Genomic DNA, 15,358 nt, shown 5'->3' on the forward strand with positions numbered 1-15,358 from the left:
GTCAGCCGCTGTTGCGGCGGTAGAGGGTGCCTTCGCTCCAGACGAGGTCGACGCGGCCCCAGGCGAGGGCGGAGGCGACGTCGGGGAAGAACCCGCTGCCCTTGAGGTTCGCGCTGGTGTTGCACAGCACGGGGATGCCGCTGACCGCGAAGTAGGACTCGAGGAGGCGCCGCACGGCGCCGTCGCCGCGTCCGACGGTCTGGAGCCGGGCCGTCCCGTCGAGGTGGACGATCGCGGGGATGCGGGCCCGCCACTCGGGGCGGACCTCGTGGTCGAAGAGCATGTACGGGTCCGGGCTGCCGGGGGTGAAGACGCCGGGGGCGGCCTCTTCCAGGCAGATCGGCGCCACGGGCCGGTACGGTTCGCGGTCCTTGACCTCGTTGAGGCGGTCCTTCATCTTCGGCGAGGTGGCCGGGGCGATGATCGACCGGCTGCCGAGCGCGCGCGGCCCGAGTTCGGCGCGGCCGTCGAGGACCACGCACGGCTCGCCGGTGCGGTGGAGGATCCGGCCCAGCTCCTCCTCGTCCACCGCGGCGGTGCTCCAGCCTGCGGGGACTTCGGGGGTGGGCTTGAGCGCGGGGCCGAGCTTCACATGCCAGTCGACCGGTGCGGCCGGGTTCGCACGGCCCAGGGCCGCCGCGCCGATCGCCGATCCGGAGTCGTTGGGGAACGGCGGCACCCACACGTCCGTGAACTCATCGAGCGCGCGGAGCCGGGAGTTCCACTTGATGTTCAGGGCGCAGCCGCCGACGAAGCAGAGGTTCCAGGGGCCCTCGCCCCGCCACTCGCGCACCTTGGCCCGCAGCCCCTCGGAGAGGAGCCGTTCGAGGAACACGTGGACGCTGGCGAGCACGTCCGCGTCGGAGGCGGCGCTGAGGCCGGCGCCGCGCACGATCCGCTTGACCTCGCGGAAGTAGTGGTGCAGGTAGTCGAGCACCGGTTCGGAGGTGGAGCCGAAGCCGCCCACCGCATGGCGGTAGCCGACCGCCAGGGGCTCGGCGCCGAGGAAGTTCTCCTCGTACTTCTCCCGCAGCACGGCGATGACGTCCTCTTTGGGCGATCCGAGCGCGATGTACGCCATGAGCTTGCCGGCCACCGAGAGGTCCTCGTTGACCGAGGCGGGGCGCTCGTCCCAGTGGAACGGTCCGAAGTGGTGCGCGGCGACGGCGTACGTGTGCCCGGTGAGCGGGAACAGCGCGCCGCCGTTCTCGACCGTCCCGTCCGGGTCGACGTGGTAGAGCCGCGGGAAGCTGCCGCCGTCCCACACCAGGACCAGCGCGCTCTCGCGCCGCTGCCCGAAGGGGCTGAGGCCGTAGGCGCTCGCCACGTGGCCGGCGACGTGGACATGGCTCGTGTAGGGCCGCGCCCTGCCCGCGATCGGCAGGGTCCCGTCGAATCCGGGCTCGAACAGGTTCGGCACGGCCTCGGTCTCGCGGTAGGGGGCGAGCTGGAGCAGGACGGGCTCGCCGTCCGACTCGAGGCTCACCTGCCCGTACTTGGCGCCGTCCCAGCCGTCGACGACCCACCGGTCGACCTGGTCGGGCCGGTAGCCGAAGTCGGCGAGGAGCTCGGTGACGACGGCGAGGTCGGCCACCTGGCCGTGCCGGGCGCCGTTGCCGAGCTTCTCCATCTCGACGCTGAAGACCAGCCGGTCGCCGTCGATGAGCGCGACGGCGCCGTCGTGCGTGAGTTTGAGGCCGCAGACGATCATGCGTCAGCCCTTCTCGATTCGTGGCCCTTGGCGAGCAGGGATTCCAGGTTGTCGAGGACGTGGTAGGCGTCCGCGACGAGGGTGTCGGCCGAGGCGGCCCGGAGCATGAAGATGCCGCCGTAGCCGAGTGCGCCGGTGCTGAGGTCGTAGGCGGGCATGGGGGTCCCGGCCGGGATGCAGAGGCCGGGGACGGCGGTGACCGTCGTGGCCGGGTCGACGACGCCCGTCCAGTCCACGAGGGATTCGTCCCAGACGGAGTGGTCGGTCCACGGCCGCCCCGCCGAGTCGGTGGCGATGAGCGACAGCGATCCGGCCGCGCCCGTGGCGTCGGTGTCGAGGAGCATCCGCGCGGGCGGGTCGATCGGCTCGCCCAGGAGCGCGTCGGTGAGCATCCCGACGATGTCGACGCCGAAGCAGTGCTCGATCTCGGCCGCGACCATGACGCCGCCGAGCCGCGCGGCCGACTCCAGGACCGACAACCGTCCGTCGGGGCAGAGCTTGAGCTCGGTGTGGGTCCCGCAGTAGTCGAGTTCGAGGGCGTCCACCGCGGCGCGGGCGACGCGTTCGATCTCCCGTTGGGCCGCTTCGGGAAGCGCGCACGGCGCGAGGTTGCTCAGCTCGGTGAACGGCGGGATCGTGGGAATGCGCGAGGTGATGCAGACCGGGTGGTAGACCCCGCCGGCGACCACGCCCTCGACGCTCAGGTAGTCGCCGTAGCCGCTTTCGGGGTCCCACCAGGACTCGGTGCCGGACTGGATGACCTCCTCCACGAGGAAGTCCGCGTCGGCCCCGGCGACCTGCATCTCGGTGTAGCCGCGCTCGCGCGCCCGGATCATGGCCTCGTTCGCCTGCGCCCAAGCGGGTTCGACGTCCGCCTCGGTCTCGAGCACGATCTGGCCGATGGCCCCGGCGCCCCAGGCGTGCTTGAGCAGCATCGGGGCGTCGAGTTCGCGGAAGGCGTCGCGGAGGTCCGCGGCGGAGTCTACGGGCCGGAACCGCGGCACCGGGACTCCGGCGTCCTCCCACACCTGCCGCATCCGGCGCTTGTCGCGGGAGTTGACGGCATTGGGGCCGGCGCCGCGCAGACCGAGGCGCTCGGCCGCTTCGGCGACGGCGATGACCGCGTACTCCGAGAGCGTCAGGACCGCGTCCGCGCCGATCCGCCGGGCCTCGTCGACGATGAGGCCGACCAGGTCGTCACCAGTGCGCTCGATCTCCCAGCGGGGGGTCACCGAAGCGCAATGCGGACTCCACAGTGGTTCGGTATGAGTCGGCGGCGGCTTGAGTGCGAGTACGTGCAATTCGGCCTTGGACGCAATTTTCGGAAAGGCGTACTCGAGTGGCGCGCCGCCGCGCGAATAGACGAAGAGCACCTTTTTTCCAGGCACAGTCGTCTCCCTACTGTGATGGCGAGAAGAACGCGGGGAAGGGGTCCGGCCCCGCATGCGAGCGGGTCGGCTATAGGGGTATCGGGTTCCAGGCGGTGACACGACGTGTCGGGCCGGTGACGATCGTATGAGACGCGGGGGCCCGTGTCAAGCACGTCCTGGAATGCGCTTCCACAGTGGTGGGAGTGCATGAGCTGGCAACACTGAGGCGTGATGGTTCCATTGTGACCAGAGGTGTCGCACCGTCGGCGGAACCCACCGTGCGATGCGTGCGGAGTGTCCCGAACGCCGGATCTATGACCACAGTCACAAACGCCGGATCACCGTGGATTTCGCCGCCGCTGAGCACCGCAATCGTCACCGTGGGGAGTCGCCGCATGTTCGAAGACTTTCGCACCAGGGGCCTCAATGGATGCAGTTCATCCCAGTCGGCCCAATGGTGTGGGAGCGTTGCGCAACGGTATTGGGCGGCCGATGCTAATCTGACCCGATCCCCCAGCCGGCGAAAGGGCCCCATTGATGAGCGCAGCTGCTGACCGACCCAAGATCGAATTGCGGCGCTTCACCTCCAAGGCCGAAGACCCCTTCACGTCGTTCATTCGACTGCGCGCGGCCGAAGGCGAGCGGAACGTCTTCCTCTTCGAATCGCTCGCCGGCCCCGCCGCCGACAAGACCCGCGCCATGATCGGCGCGACCCCGCTGCTCGACGTCGTCGTCCGCGACGGGGTCCTCGAGTTCGACGGCCGGGAGCCCTGGCTCGACTGGGCGCTGCGGCGCATGGCCGGATTCGGCGGCGCGCGGCCCGAGGACGAGCGGTTCTTCCGCCTCCACGAGCGCACCGCCCTGTGGGAGGCCCTGCGCCACCTCGAACGCGGCCTCGACGTCCACGGCCTCGACGACCAGGGCTTCGGCTTCGGGTTCGTCGCCCTGCTCAGCTACGACGCCGTGACCTACATCGAGACCCTGCCGCGCCTGATCGAGGCCGACGACCGGGTCCCCGACGCGGTGTTCCGGATCTACCGCTCCGTCATCGAGATCGACCTGGTCCGCGCCGAGGCCCAGCTCTACGTCGCCCACTGCCCCGAATGGAACGAGCCCGACCCGGCCGACGTGCACCGCCACATCGAAACCGCGCTGGCAGCCGAGATCGCGCAGGCGAGCGCGGTCCCCGAACCGCCCCTGAGCGACGTCGAACCGGAACTCACCATCACCCCCGAGGCCTACGGCGAACGCGTCGAGCGCTCCCTGGAGCGCATCCGCGCCGGCGACATCTACCAGGTCCAGATCGGCCACGAGGTCCGCATGCGCGGCAAACGCTCCGACCTCGACGTCTACCTGCGGATGCGGGCCAACAACCCCTCGCCGTACATGGGCTTCGTGCCCTTCGACGACCTCACGCTCCTGAGCGCCAGCCCCGAACTCCACGTCCGCATCGAGGCCGACCACCTCACCATGCGCCCCATCGCCGGGACGGCCCGCCGCGGCGCCACCGCCGCCGAGGACGAGGCCCGCGCCGCGCGCCTGCGCGGCGACGAGAAGGAGATCGCCGAGCACATCATGCTCGTCGACCTGTGCCGCAACGACCTCGGCCGCGTCGCCGACCCAGGCTCCGTCGAGGTCGACGACCTCATGAACGTCGAGGCCTACTCCCATGTGCTGCACCTGGTCTCCACGGTCACGGCCGACCTCGCCGCCGGCTTCGACGCCTACGACGTCATCCGCGCGACCTTCCCGGCCGGGACCATGACCGGCGCCCCGAAACTGCGCGCCATGGAGATCATCGAGACCACCGAGACCAGCCGCCGCGGCATGTACGCCGGCGCGTTCGGCGTCATCGGCTTCGGCGGGTTCACCAACCTCGCCCTGAGCATCCGCACCATCGTCGCCACCGGCGACGCCTACACGGCCCGGGCCTCCGCCGGGGTCGTCGCCGACTCCTCACCCCAGGGCGAATGGCGCGAGACCCTCGCGAAACTCGGCTCATCGATCCACGCCGTCGTCGGCCACGACGCGGCGACCGACTCCGCACCGGAGGGCGACACCCGATGAAGGCACTGCTCATCGACGCGTACGACAGCTTCGCGCACATCATCTACCAGTACCTGCGCGTCCTCGACATCGACACGGACGTGATCCGCTCCGGCGACATCGCGCCCGCCGGGGCCCTCGCCCACGACGCCGACTTCGTCCTCCTCGGCCCCGGACCCGGCACCCCCGAGGACTCCGGCCACGTCGAGATGGTCCGCGCCCTCGCCGGCGTCAAACCCGTCCTCGGCGTCTGCCTCGGCCACCAGGCCATCGGCGTCGCCTTCGGCGCCCAGGTGCGGCCGGCCCGCCACCTCATGCACGGCAAGACCAGCACCGTCGAGCACGACGGCCGCGGCGTCTTCACCGATGCGCCGCAACGCTTCAGCGCCACCAGGTACCACTCGCTGATCATCGTCGAGGACACCCTCCCCGACGAGCTCGAAGTGACCGCCCGCGCCGCCGACGACGGCTACGTCATGGGCGTGCGGCACCGCGGCCACCTCATCGAAGGCGTCCAGTTCCACCCCGAGTCGATCCTCACCGAATCCGGCATGGGTCTCTTCGCCGGGTTCGCCGCCGCCGTCCGCGCGCAGCCCGCAGAGGCCCGCGCATGAAGATCCTGACGATCAACGGCTCCGAGCGCTCCCGCGGCTCCACCTGGCTCGCCGTCCAGGCCATCGTGGAGCGCGCCCGCGCCCGCGGCTGCGAGACCCGCGAAGTCGACCTCGCCGAGCAGCGCGTCGTCCGCTGCGACTGCGGCCGCTGCAACTCCCGCCCCGACCCCTGCCCCGTGGACGACGACGTGGGCGCGATCGTCGCCGCCATGGTCGAGGCGGACGCCGTCTTCCTCGCCGCGCCCGTGCACGGCTTCGGCCTCTCCTCGCTCATGCAGACCTTCGTCGAACGCGCCGGGGTCGGGCACCTGCGCTTCGAGCGGCCCCTCACCAACACCATCGGCGCCGCCGTCGTCATCGGCCGCCGCTACGGCCACCTCGACGTGCACGCCCAGCTCCTGCACAACCTGCTGCTCAACCGCTTCATCATCGTCGGCAGCGGCTTCCCCGTGACCATCCACTCCGGAGGCGAGCAGGGCGTCCTCTCCGACACCGAGGGCATGGAGGCGCTGCACCGCACCGTCGACCGGATCATCGACATCGGCACCGCCCTCGCCGAGTCCGGGACGCGGCTGCCGCGCCCGGCCGAGGTCGAACGACGCGTCGGAAGGACGAGCTGACCGAGTGACCACGACGCAGGCCCCGCAGGCCCTCCCCTGCGGCCTGGGCCTCCTCATCGGCAGCAAGTTCGCCTCCACCGTCGCCTACGCGACCTCGTGGGTCCTGCTGCCGCTCTACGTCTACCAGGCGAGCGGCTCGGCCGTGCTGACCGCGCTGGCCTCCGCGGCGAACGTGCTCCCGTTCCTCCTCTTCGGACTCTTCGCCGGGGCCGCCGTCGACCGCTCCTCGCCGGTGCGGGTCATGGCCTGGATGGAAGTGGCCAACGCCGCCGTGCTGCTGTGCGTGCCGCTCCTGGCCGCCACGATCGGCGCGGGCCCGGTCCTCCTGTGCGCCATCGGGTTCGCCTCCGCGACCGCATACGTCTGGTTCGACGTGGCCAGCGCGGCGCTCCTCCCGGCGCTCGCCGGGGCCGACGGGGTCTTCCGCGCCAACAGCTACCTGTGGATGACCACCACGGTGCTCACGGCCGTCGCCGCCCCGGTCGGCTACTTCCTGCTCGACGCGCTCCGGCTCGGCCCCACGTTCGCCGTCCTCGCGGGCTGCTACCTGCTCTCGGCGGTGCTCATCGCCGCGATCCGGCCGCGCCCGGACACGGCCGGCTCCGCCCGGCCCGAGCCCGGCGCGGTCTGGGCCGGCGTCAAGTACCTGGCCGCACACCCGCTGCTGCGGGCCTACACCACGGTGAACGTGGGCGTCGGGGTGAGCGCCGGGGCCGTCTACGGGATGCTGGTCGTCTTCGCCTCCCGCGCGCTCGGCCTGCCCAGCGACGACTACCGGGTGGCGTGGATCGTCGCCGCGTCAGGGGTGGGCGCGCTGGTGGGCGCGATCGCGGCCCGGCGCTTCAAGGGCGTGCCGCCGATCCCGGCGGCCCGCTGGATGACCGGCCTCGACCTGGTCCTGCTGCTCGCGTACGCCGCCGCGCCGTCCTGGCAGCTGGCCGCCGTGCTGCTCCTGTGCTGGAACACCGTCCACACCTGCTTCCTGGTGGTGGGCATCTCGGTGCGCCAGACGGTGACGCCGCAGCGGCTCCAGGGCCGGGTGAACGCGGTGGGCCGCATGATCGTCTGGGGCTCGGTGCCGCTCGGTACGCTGCTGTGCGGCGGCCTCACCGAACTCATCGGTCCACGGTGGGCACTGGCCGCCCTGGGCGTGTTCGCGTTCGCGAGCCTCGTCGCCGCTCTGCGCGCCCCCAGCGCGCTCACCATGGACAACGCACTTCTTGAGAAAGCAGAGACATGACCTCATCCCGTCCACTGAGGGTGCTCTTCGTGGCCTTCAGCCGCTCCAGCCTCGGCCACGTGACGCGCATGCGCACGGCCGCCAGGCGCTTCGCCGACGCCGGGCACATCGTGGCCGTCGCCGCCCACGAGGAGGTCCGGCACCTCATCGAGCACGCCGGGCTGGCATGGATCGGCATCGACGAGATCGGGCCCGCCCCGGCCTGGCGCGGCATGAGCGATGTCGCGAGCCTGCGCGCGTTCGCCCGCACGCGGCTCGCCAGCCCCATCTACGTGCAGGCCTCCCTGCGCGACGAGCTGCGCGCCATCGACGAGTTCGGGCCGGACGCCGTGGTCAGCGACATGCGCAACACCGCGTCCGTGGCGGCCTCGATGCGGGGGCTGCCGAGCTTCACCTGCCACAACCTGCGGCTGTTCAAGCACCCGATGCACGCGGTGCTCCCGGAGATCCTGGCGACCCTGGAGGCGATCGGCGTCGAGCCCGAGCACCGTGTGCCCCTTGGGGACGCGGTGCTCGTGCCGGACCTGCCGCTGCTGGACCCGCTCTCCGGCGTCCCGGCCGAGACCGCCGGGCTCATGGCCGAGCTGACCGCGGAGATCCGCCACATCGGACCGCTCGTGCCGCAGGAGCTGCTGGCGCCGCCGGTCGCTTCGATGCGCGAACCGGTCCTGAACATCACGCTCGGCGGTTCGGGCGCGGGGGACAAGGACCTGCTGCGGGTCGTGGCCGCCGCGAGCGGCCTCGGGGTGCGCCTCGCGGTCACCCTCGGCGTGGAAGGCCCCGACAGCGACGCGCTCGCCGACCAGGTGCGGGCCGCGGCGGGGGGCGCCGAGACCGAGATCGCGGCGTTCCGGCACGACGCGGTCGACCTCATGGCGCGCAGCGCCGCCGCGGTCGTCCATGGTGGACACTCCTCGATGATCGAGGGACTGCTGTGCGCGACGCCGCTGGTGTTCACGCCGCACTCCGCCGAGCAGCGCGGCAACGCCGCCCGCGTGGCCGCGCTCGGCCTCGGGACGGTCGTCGCCGACGACGACCCCGCCGACGCCGTCACCGACGCGATCCGCGCGGCGCTCGCCGCCGACCGGGGGCCGCACGACGCGTTCGCCGCCGTGCTGCGCTCCGCCGACGGCGCGGGCGCGATGCTCGAGACCGTCGAGCGCGCGGTGGCACTGTACCGCGCCCACAGCCGTGCGGGCGTGGCGAACGGGGCCGCCGGTGCGCGCTGACATCGCTCTCTCCACCGCGATCATGACCCACCCGGCCCGCGAGGACCGCGCGCGCAAGCTCGCCGAATCGCTGCCGGACCTCAACCCGGCCGTCCTCGTGGACGACACCGAACCCGGCCGGGGCAACCTCGGCAACGCCCTGCGCGCCTGGGGCGCAGTGGGGGAGGACGCCACGCACCACCTGGTGCTCCAGGACGACGTCGTCCCCTGCGACGGCTTCACCGCGCTGGTGCGCCGGGCGGTCGGCGCCCGCCCGGACGCCGCGATCAGCCTGTTCTGCGAATGGGGTTCGCGCAGTGCGACCCTCGCGCGCGTCGCGGCCCGCCGCGGCTGGGGCTGGGCCCGCGCGGTCGACATGTACACGCCCTCGCAGGGCCTCGTCATGCCGCGCGACACCGCCCTCGCCTTCGCGGCCACCGAGGACGCCGGCGGCGCCGACGACCTCGCGCTCGTCGCCTACCTGCGCGGGAACGGCGTCGAGAACCTCGTCACCGTGCCGAACCTGCTCGAGCACGACGACCGGTTGAGCCTGACCGCCAACGGGTTCCAGGGTCCGCGGCTCGCCGTCTGCACCGCGCCCGCCGGCGCCGACCCGGACTTCGGCACGCCCGCCGCCGGGACCGGCCTCACGCGGCTCCCGTACGCCTCCTGGATGCGGGTCCACGCCGAGTGGTTCTACTGCGGCGAGTCGCCCGAGGCGTACACGTGGCTCGGGGAGTTCGGCGACACGCGCCTCCCCGAGGGCTTCCGCAAGACCGACCTGGCCGAGCGGTTCCGCGCGGACCTCGCCGAAGTCGGCGCGCCGCTGACGCAGGCGGCGAGCGAACTGACCCTCTTCGAGTACTGGACCGTCCACTTCGCACTCGGCCTCGTCCAGCCCGAACCGCTCGCAACCCCGCCCGGCCCGTTCGCCGAGGCCGCGTTCGCCACCGCGTTCCCCGGCCTGTTCCGCCGCTACCTGCCGCTGGACACCGTCGACGCCCTGCGCGGCAGCGCCGGCCGCCTCGCCGCCGCCGCGTTCGAACGCGGCGCCGCCGCCGACATCGAACGGCCGCAACCGGCCTGGTACGAGGAGACCCGATGACCGTGCCCGGGCCCGCGCCCCACCGGTGGCTCGGGCGGCGGCGCAACGCCCACGAGTACGCCGTCGACCCGGTCGGCTACACCGCCCGCCTCCACCACGAGTACGGCCCCGTCAGCGGGCTCGTGCACGGGGACCGGCGCCAGGTCTTCGCGTTCGGGCCCGAGCACAACCGGACCGTCCTCACCCGCGGCGACACCTTCCACACCGTGCTCGAGTACGCCATCCCGCAGGGCATCCGGGACGCCAGGCGCGGCATCGGGCTGCTCAACATGAACGGCCCCGAGCACCGCCGGGCCCGCCGCGTCGCCACGCCCTCGTTCAGACCGCAGGCAGCTCTGGCGCACGGCGAGCTGATCGCCCGCCTCGCCGCCGAAGAGGTCGACTCGTGGATGCCCGGCGAGCCGTTCGACCTGACCGACCGGATGCGCCGCCTGACGCTTCGGATCGCGTGCCTGTGCTTCTTCGGCGTCGACATCGCCGCGCAGGCCGACCACATCGGACGCATGGTCCAGGACATGCTGGCGCTGCGCTACTTCGCCTCCTCCATCCGGTACTTCCCGTTCGACCTCCCCGGCACCCCGTACCGGCGGCTGCTCACCGTGATCCGCAGGCTCGACGGCGCGCTCGCCGAGATCATCGAGACCCGCCGCGCCGGCGCCCGCCCCGAAGGCGCCGCCCCCGACCTGCTCCAGTCCCTCATGGACGCCCGCGGCGAGGACGGCGGCGCCTTCGGCGACGACCAGCTCGTCGGGCAGCTCACGACCCTCCTCGTCGCCGGGCACGAGACCTCCTCGAACACCCTGGCCTGGACGCTCCTGCTGCTCTCGCAGCACCCGGCCGAACTCGACAGGCTCCTCGCGGCCCTTCCGGAACGGCCCGAGGGGCGGGCGGTCGCGCTCGAGTTCCCCGCGGGCCTGGACCACGTGCTCAAGGAGGTCCTGCGGCTCCTGCCGCCCGGACCCAACACCTCCCGGATCGCCGTGGAGCCCACCGAGATCGGCGGCCACGAGATCCCGGCCTGGTGCCAGGTCGTCACCAGCAAGTTCGCCACCCACCGCGACCCCGAGGTCTTCGCGGAGCCGCTCCGCTTCCACCCCGCCCGGTGGGAGACCCTGCGGCCCAGCCTGTACCAGTACCTGCCGTACGGGGCCGGCCCGCACGCCTGCATCGGCGCCGCGTTCGCCGACCTGGAGATGAAGACTGTGCTCGCCACCGTCCTCGGCCGCTACCGGCTCGACCCGGCCCCCGGCGCCGACGTCTCGCGCCAGGTCGGACTCATGATGGCGCCCAAGGGACCCGTACCCGTGATCGCGCGCCCCCGCGCCGACCCGGCCCCGCCGCCCACCGCGGTCACGGGCGACCTGCACGACATGGTGGACCTCGACGGCGAGACCCGATGGAGGCTCGGATGGTAGAACACCCCCAGGTCAGCCTGGTGATGGCGACCTGCGACAAGCGCGACTACCTCGCGCTCACCCTCGAATCCCTGCTGGCGCAGACCTACCGGCGGTTCGAGGTGGTCGTGTGCGACGACGGGACCGCCGGCGGCGTCGCCGACATCGTCGACCCGCTCCGCGACCGGCTCGACCTCACCCTCGTGGTGCAGGAGAACCGGGGCCGCGCCGCCGCCCGCAACGCCGCCCTCGAACGCGCCCAAGGCGACCTCGTCGTCTTCATGGACGACGACCGCATGGCCGCCCCCGGCTTCGTCGCCGCCCACGTCGCCGCCGCCGGCGACGACTCGCACGCCGCCATCGGCTGGAAGCGCCGCGCCCTCACCTGGTGGCGGCCCGGCGTCCTCCCCGTCGGCGAGGACGACCTCCTGCGGCTCGCCGACCGCGTCGGCGGCGCCGAGCGGCTGCGCGAACCGATCCGCCTCCTCGAACCCGGCGACCTCGCCGCCGACCCCGAAGCGGCCCTGGCCCGCGTCGAACTGGGCGACGAGCCCGACAACTACCACGCGGTCGTCGAGGAGTACGGGACCAGCCTCGACGGCTTCCGGTTCGGATGGGCGCTGGCGACGACGGCGAACCTGGGCGTCTCGCGCGAGGCGGTCGCGAAGGCCGGCGGCTTCGACGAGTCCTTCACCGGCTGGGGCCTGGAGGACACCGACCTGAGCTACCGGCTGCACCGCCTCGGCATCCGGTTCTCGGTGCGCACCGAGGCCGTGAACCACCACCAGGTCCACCCGCTGGCCGATCCGAACCCGATGGTGGCGCAGCGGGTCATGCGCGCCCAGCTGATGCGCAACCTCGACCACTTCTGCCGGCGGCACCGCGCGCTCGACGCCTACCTGTTCCGGCGGCGCTGGGAGCACGCCATGACCCTGGCCGAGGCCGACCGGCTCCTGAAGCTGGTCGAAGGCGAGGAGGACCCGGTCCTGCGACGCGAGCTCGAATCGCTCTACGGGGACCGGTAAGGCCCCGGGGGACCGCGTCCCCCGGGGCCTGAAGCCGTACCTCAGAACTGGGCCGGTGCCAGTATCGGGCTGCCGACCTTGCCCAGCAGGTTGTTCGCCGGGTGGTTGCGCTCGCTGCCGAGGAAGAAGCTGAAGATCGCGCTCCGCCACTCGTCGGGCGAGATCCGGTTGTCGTGGTCGGCGTCCAGGTACTCGAACACGCGGTGGCTCTCCTGGTAGTCCACGCCGTGCCAGTTGCGCAGCAGCTGCACGAACTCGCCGGAGCCGATGAGGCCGTCGCCGTCCTCGTCGGCGATCGCGAAGTACGCGTCCGCGATCGAGGCGAGCTTCGCGGCGGCGGCGAACTGGTCGGCGATCATGTGCTCGGCCAGCGCGGCGCGCAGCTCCCGGCGGCCGACCCGGCCCTCGGCGCCGTCGGCCTTCGGGGCGATGAACTCGCTCCACAGCCGCTCGGTGGCCTCGCGCAGCTCCAGGCCCATCGGGCTGTCGACGGGGATGCCGCGCGCGCCGAGGACGCGGGCGGCGGCCTCGTTCAGGTTCGCCTCGGTGATGTAGCCGTTCCCGTCGATGTCGAGCGTGTCGAACCAGCGGTCGAACTTGTTCAGGCGGATTCTGCCGACGTTCGCGGGCCGCTGGGACCTGACGGCGATGGCGATCGCCGCCCCGGCGGCGACCGCGGTCGCGACGGCCCCGACTGCCAGTGCCCTGGTGCGCTGCTTCTTCATGGATCTCCCGTTTCCTCTGGTGTTCGGTGACCGGACCCCCGGCCGGGAATGTCCGGTTCGCTATCCAGGTCGGATCGTGCCACGGCGGGCGCGGCCCGGGGACTGAAACCGCCGATCCGGCTCGCATGCCGGGACCGGTCCCGAGCGATCGGTGCTGCACTGGGGCGGTCCCGACGCCCCGAGGAGCGCCATGTACCCCGAGCCCGCCCCGCAGTTCCCGCCGCAGTCCGCGGCGCCGCCGCCGCGTCCCGCGCCGCCTCGCCGCGCGACCGACCCGGTGGCCGCGGTCGCCGGGAACGCCACCATGCTCGGCCTCGGCTACATGCTCATGCGCCGCCCGGTCCTGGCCGTCCTCGCGCTCTGCGGGACCGGGTTCCTGCTGTGGTCCGCCGCCGTCCAGACCGAGAACCCGCTCTGGAGGCTCCTGCTGCCCGCCTGGGGCCTGGTGATGATCCTCCACGCCTGGTGGCTCACCCGCCGCTCGCGCCCCGACCGGCTCGTCGACCTCACGGACTCGGCCGCCCTGCTCGGCTCCGCGAAGCCCGATCCGGGCCGGCGCTCCAAGGTCTTCGCCGTCACCGCCGCCGCGCTCGTCCTGCTCACCGCGGTCTGGTTCCGCGTCGACGCGTGGCGGATCGCCGACGACGCGGAGACCGCCCACACCGCGGGCGACTGCGAGGAGGCCACGGCCGCACTCGACCGCTTCGACGCGGTCCACCGCGTCGCCTTCGGACCGGCCGTCCTGCGCGGCGAGGAGGAGCGGGAGGCCTGCGCACTCCTCCTGGCCGCCCTGGAGTCGTCCCGGGAGGCCCCCACCGAGGCCGCCGCCACCATGGAGACCTACCTCGGCCACCCCGGCGCGCTCTGGGACGGCGCCGGCCCCAAGCGCGCCCAGTTCATGCTCGAAGCGGCGCTCCTCGACTCCCACCCGAACCCCACCGTCCTCGAGGAGGCCTTCGCGCAGCTCTCGACCACGCTCGACGAGCACCCCGGCCAGTCCGCGGCCGTAGCATCCACAGTGGAGGGGTTCATGGCCGGCCTCGCCGAGGCCCCGCCGTGCACCGGCCACGCCGTGGACGACTGGCTCGCCGCGCAGTCATGGGAAGCGGAGGAGCTCACCGCGCCGGTCGCCGCCGCCGTGGACCAGGTGCCGCTGCGGATGCTCGACTGCGCCAAGGAGACCGCCGAGGCCGGTGGCGGCGACGGCGCCGTGCTCTTCCGCGAGTTCCTCACCGCCTACCCCGACCACGAACGGGCCGGCGAGGCCGCGGACGGCGTCCTCGCGTCAGGCACGTACTGCGCCGACCCGGTCGCCTACCGCGGCGCCCCCGACCCCGGCGGCACCGGCCCCCACCCGATGCAGCTGGCCGGCTCCTGGGGCTCGGAAGGGCGCGGCTTCCCCGACTCCTGGCTCGCGACGACCGCCGCCGAGACCGCACTGGTCGTCTGCGCGGACGCCGAGGCCGGGGAGTTCCAGGAGGCCTGCCGGTACCGCAGGCCCTCCGGAGACACCTTCTACGCCTACTTCTTCGCGCACCGCTTCACCATCAAGGCCTACGCGCTCCAGACCGGCGAGCTCGTCGAGGAGTACGCCCGCGAGATCGGCGACCCGTGCCCGGACACCCTCGACGGCACCTACGCCACCATCTTCGTCCAGATCTCCGACACCAGCCTGTCCATGGCCTCGGAGTACACCGACGAGGACTTCCGCGACATGTTCGCCCCGCTCATGGATTGAACCGGATCATCCATAGTGGATGATCGAGGCCGAGGCCGACCGCGTTCCTCGCTTCCGTCGGGTTCAGGAGGCCTTTCGGGGCGTCACGCCGACCACGCCGACCGTGAGCAGCAGGTTCGAGTACTGGCGCTGGTCGCCCGTGGCGACGACCACGGCGGTGTCGGCGCCCTTCGCGAGGTCGTAGAACGCGAACCGCTCGACCGCCTCGAACGGCACCACGTCACCGAGCATCGTCCGGTAGCCCTCGTGGGCGGGCACGGACGGCCCGTCGGACGCCATCACGACCGCGTGCTCGACCGCCACCGCGTCCAGCAGCGTCTCGAGCACCTGGTCCCCGGTGAGCAGGTTCGCCCGGAGGTTGAGGTGGATCATCGCCGCCGCCGGATTGGCATGCGTCGAGCACGGGAAGTGCCCGTCCGCGATGAGGATCCGCGAGCCGTGGCCGGCCGCGGCCAGCGCCGCCAGGAGCGGCGGGTGGATGAGCGGGTATCTGAGCATGTTCGCCTTTCCGGAGCCGGTCGGGCCGAGCCGCGACCCTGACCAAGGTACATCTGATCCATAC

General features: G+C 72.5%; 13 protein-coding genes. 9 read left to right on the forward strand and 4 right to left on the reverse strand.

Going from position 1 to position 15,358, the window contains the following annotated elements; translation table 11 throughout:
• Nucleotide 1: 1 nt before the first annotated feature.
• On the reverse strand, nt 2–1,711 hold the full coding sequence (locus QWI33_RS21340; RefSeq protein WP_289958400.1) for a carbamoyltransferase N-terminal domain-containing protein: 1,710 nt from the start codon (nt 1,709–1,711) through the stop codon (nt 2–4).
• Nucleotides 1,708–2,943, reverse strand: a complete 1,236-nt coding sequence (locus tag QWI33_RS21345) for an ATP-grasp domain-containing protein (RefSeq protein WP_289958401.1) — start codon at nt 2,941–2,943, stop codon at nt 1,708–1,710. The genes QWI33_RS21340 and QWI33_RS21345 overlap by 4 nt, the downstream gene beginning before the upstream one ends.
• 675 nt (nt 2,944–3,618) lie before the next feature.
• Between QWI33_RS21345 and QWI33_RS21350 the strand changes: the two genes are divergently transcribed.
• Genes QWI33_RS21350 through QWI33_RS21385 form a run of 8 tightly spaced genes read left to right on the forward strand, consistent with a single transcriptional unit; the run spans nt 3,619 to nt 12,333 of the window.
• Complete coding sequence (locus tag QWI33_RS21350; protein ID WP_289958402.1) at nt 3,619–5,148, forward strand: anthranilate synthase component I family protein; 1,530 nt, start codon at nt 3,619–3,621, stop codon at nt 5,146–5,148.
• On the forward strand, nt 5,145–5,741 hold the full coding sequence (locus QWI33_RS21355; RefSeq protein ID WP_289958403.1) for an anthranilate synthase component II: 597 nt from the start codon (nt 5,145–5,147) through the stop codon (nt 5,739–5,741). The genes QWI33_RS21350 and QWI33_RS21355 overlap by 4 nt, the downstream gene beginning before the upstream one ends.
• Nucleotides 5,738–6,361, forward strand: coding sequence for a flavodoxin family protein (locus QWI33_RS21360; protein ID WP_289958404.1), 624 nt, complete (start codon nt 5,738–5,740; stop codon nt 6,359–6,361). Before QWI33_RS21355 ends, QWI33_RS21360 begins: the two co-directional genes overlap by 4 nt.
• Before the next feature lie 4 nt (nt 6,362–6,365).
• The gene (locus QWI33_RS21365; RefSeq protein ID WP_289958405.1) at nt 6,366–7,601 is read left to right on the forward strand and encodes an MFS transporter; all 1,236 of its coding nucleotides are present in this window, start codon (nt 6,366–6,368) and stop codon (nt 7,599–7,601) included.
• Nucleotides 7,598–8,830 carry a glycosyltransferase gene (locus QWI33_RS21370; protein ID WP_289958406.1) on the forward strand — a complete coding sequence of 411 codons (1,233 nt, stop codon included), beginning with the start codon at nt 7,598–7,600 and terminating at the stop codon, nt 8,828–8,830. Before QWI33_RS21365 ends, QWI33_RS21370 begins: the two co-directional genes overlap by 4 nt.
• A complete protein-coding gene (locus QWI33_RS21375; RefSeq protein WP_289958407.1) occupies nt 8,820–9,914 on the forward strand; it encodes a hypothetical protein in 1,095 nt (364 codons plus the stop codon). Before QWI33_RS21370 ends, QWI33_RS21375 begins: the two co-directional genes overlap by 11 nt.
• On the forward strand, nt 9,911–11,329 hold the full coding sequence (locus QWI33_RS21380; RefSeq protein ID WP_289958408.1) for a cytochrome P450: 1,419 nt from the start codon (nt 9,911–9,913) through the stop codon (nt 11,327–11,329). The genes QWI33_RS21375 and QWI33_RS21380 overlap by 4 nt, the downstream gene beginning before the upstream one ends.
• A complete protein-coding gene (locus QWI33_RS21385; protein ID WP_289958409.1) occupies nt 11,323–12,333 on the forward strand; it encodes a glycosyltransferase family 2 protein in 1,011 nt (336 codons plus the stop codon). Before QWI33_RS21380 ends, QWI33_RS21385 begins: the two co-directional genes overlap by 7 nt.
• A gap of 41 nt (nt 12,334–12,374) precedes the next feature.
• Here QWI33_RS21385 and QWI33_RS21390 read toward each other — a convergent pair whose 3' ends face one another.
• Entirely contained in the window at nt 12,375–13,058 is a 684-nt protein-coding gene (locus QWI33_RS21390) for an EF-hand domain-containing protein (RefSeq protein WP_289958410.1), read from the reverse strand.
• A gap of 190 nt (nt 13,059–13,248) precedes the next feature.
• On the opposite strand from QWI33_RS21390, the gene QWI33_RS21395 reads away from it, so the two are divergent.
• Nucleotides 13,249–14,796 carry a hypothetical protein gene (locus QWI33_RS21395; protein WP_289958411.1) on the forward strand — a complete coding sequence of 516 codons (1,548 nt, stop codon included), beginning with the start codon at nt 13,249–13,251 and terminating at the stop codon, nt 14,794–14,796.
• A 63-nt stretch (nt 14,797–14,859) separates the two neighbouring features.
• Here the strand turns inward: QWI33_RS21395 and QWI33_RS21400 are convergent, their stop codons facing one another.
• Nucleotides 14,860–15,294 (reverse strand): RbsD/FucU family protein, encoded by a 435-nt coding sequence (locus tag QWI33_RS21400; protein ID WP_289958412.1) that lies wholly within the window; start codon nt 15,292–15,294, stop codon nt 14,860–14,862.
• Nucleotides 15,295–15,358 lie beyond the last annotated feature (64 nt).

The sequence above is a fragment of the Glycomyces tritici genome (assembly GCF_030403505.1).

Bases quoted from the DNA above. Each gene is read 5' to 3' on its own strand.
- QWI33_RS21370 (WP_289958406.1), top strand. From the start codon at position 7,598: ATGACCTCATCCCGTCCACTGAGGGTGCTCTTCGTGGCCTTCAGCCGC.
- QWI33_RS21385 (WP_289958409.1), top strand. From the start codon at position 11,323: ATGGTAGAACACCCCCAGGTCAGCCTGGTGATGGCGACCTGCGACAAG.
- QWI33_RS21355 (WP_289958403.1), top strand. From the start codon at position 5,145: ATGAAGGCACTGCTCATCGACGCGTACGACAGCTTCGCGCACATCATC.
- QWI33_RS21350 (WP_289958402.1), top strand. From the start codon at position 3,619: ATGAGCGCAGCTGCTGACCGACCCAAGATCGAATTGCGGCGCTTCACC.
- QWI33_RS21395 (WP_289958411.1), top strand. From the start codon at position 13,249: ATGTACCCCGAGCCCGCCCCGCAGTTCCCGCCGCAGTCCGCGGCGCCG.
- QWI33_RS21360 (WP_289958404.1), top strand. From the start codon at position 5,738: ATGAAGATCCTGACGATCAACGGCTCCGAGCGCTCCCGCGGCTCCACC.
- QWI33_RS21400 (WP_289958412.1), bottom strand. From the start codon at position 15,294: ATGCTCAGATACCCGCTCATCCACCCGCCGCTCCTGGCGGCGCTGGCC.
- QWI33_RS21340 (WP_289958400.1), bottom strand. From the start codon at position 1,711: ATGATCGTCTGCGGCCTCAAACTCACGCACGACGGCGCCGTCGCGCTC.
- QWI33_RS21390 (WP_289958410.1), bottom strand. From the start codon at position 13,058: ATGAAGAAGCAGCGCACCAGGGCACTGGCAGTCGGGGCCGTCGCGACC.
- QWI33_RS21380 (WP_289958408.1), top strand. From the start codon at position 9,911: ATGACCGTGCCCGGGCCCGCGCCCCACCGGTGGCTCGGGCGGCGGCGC.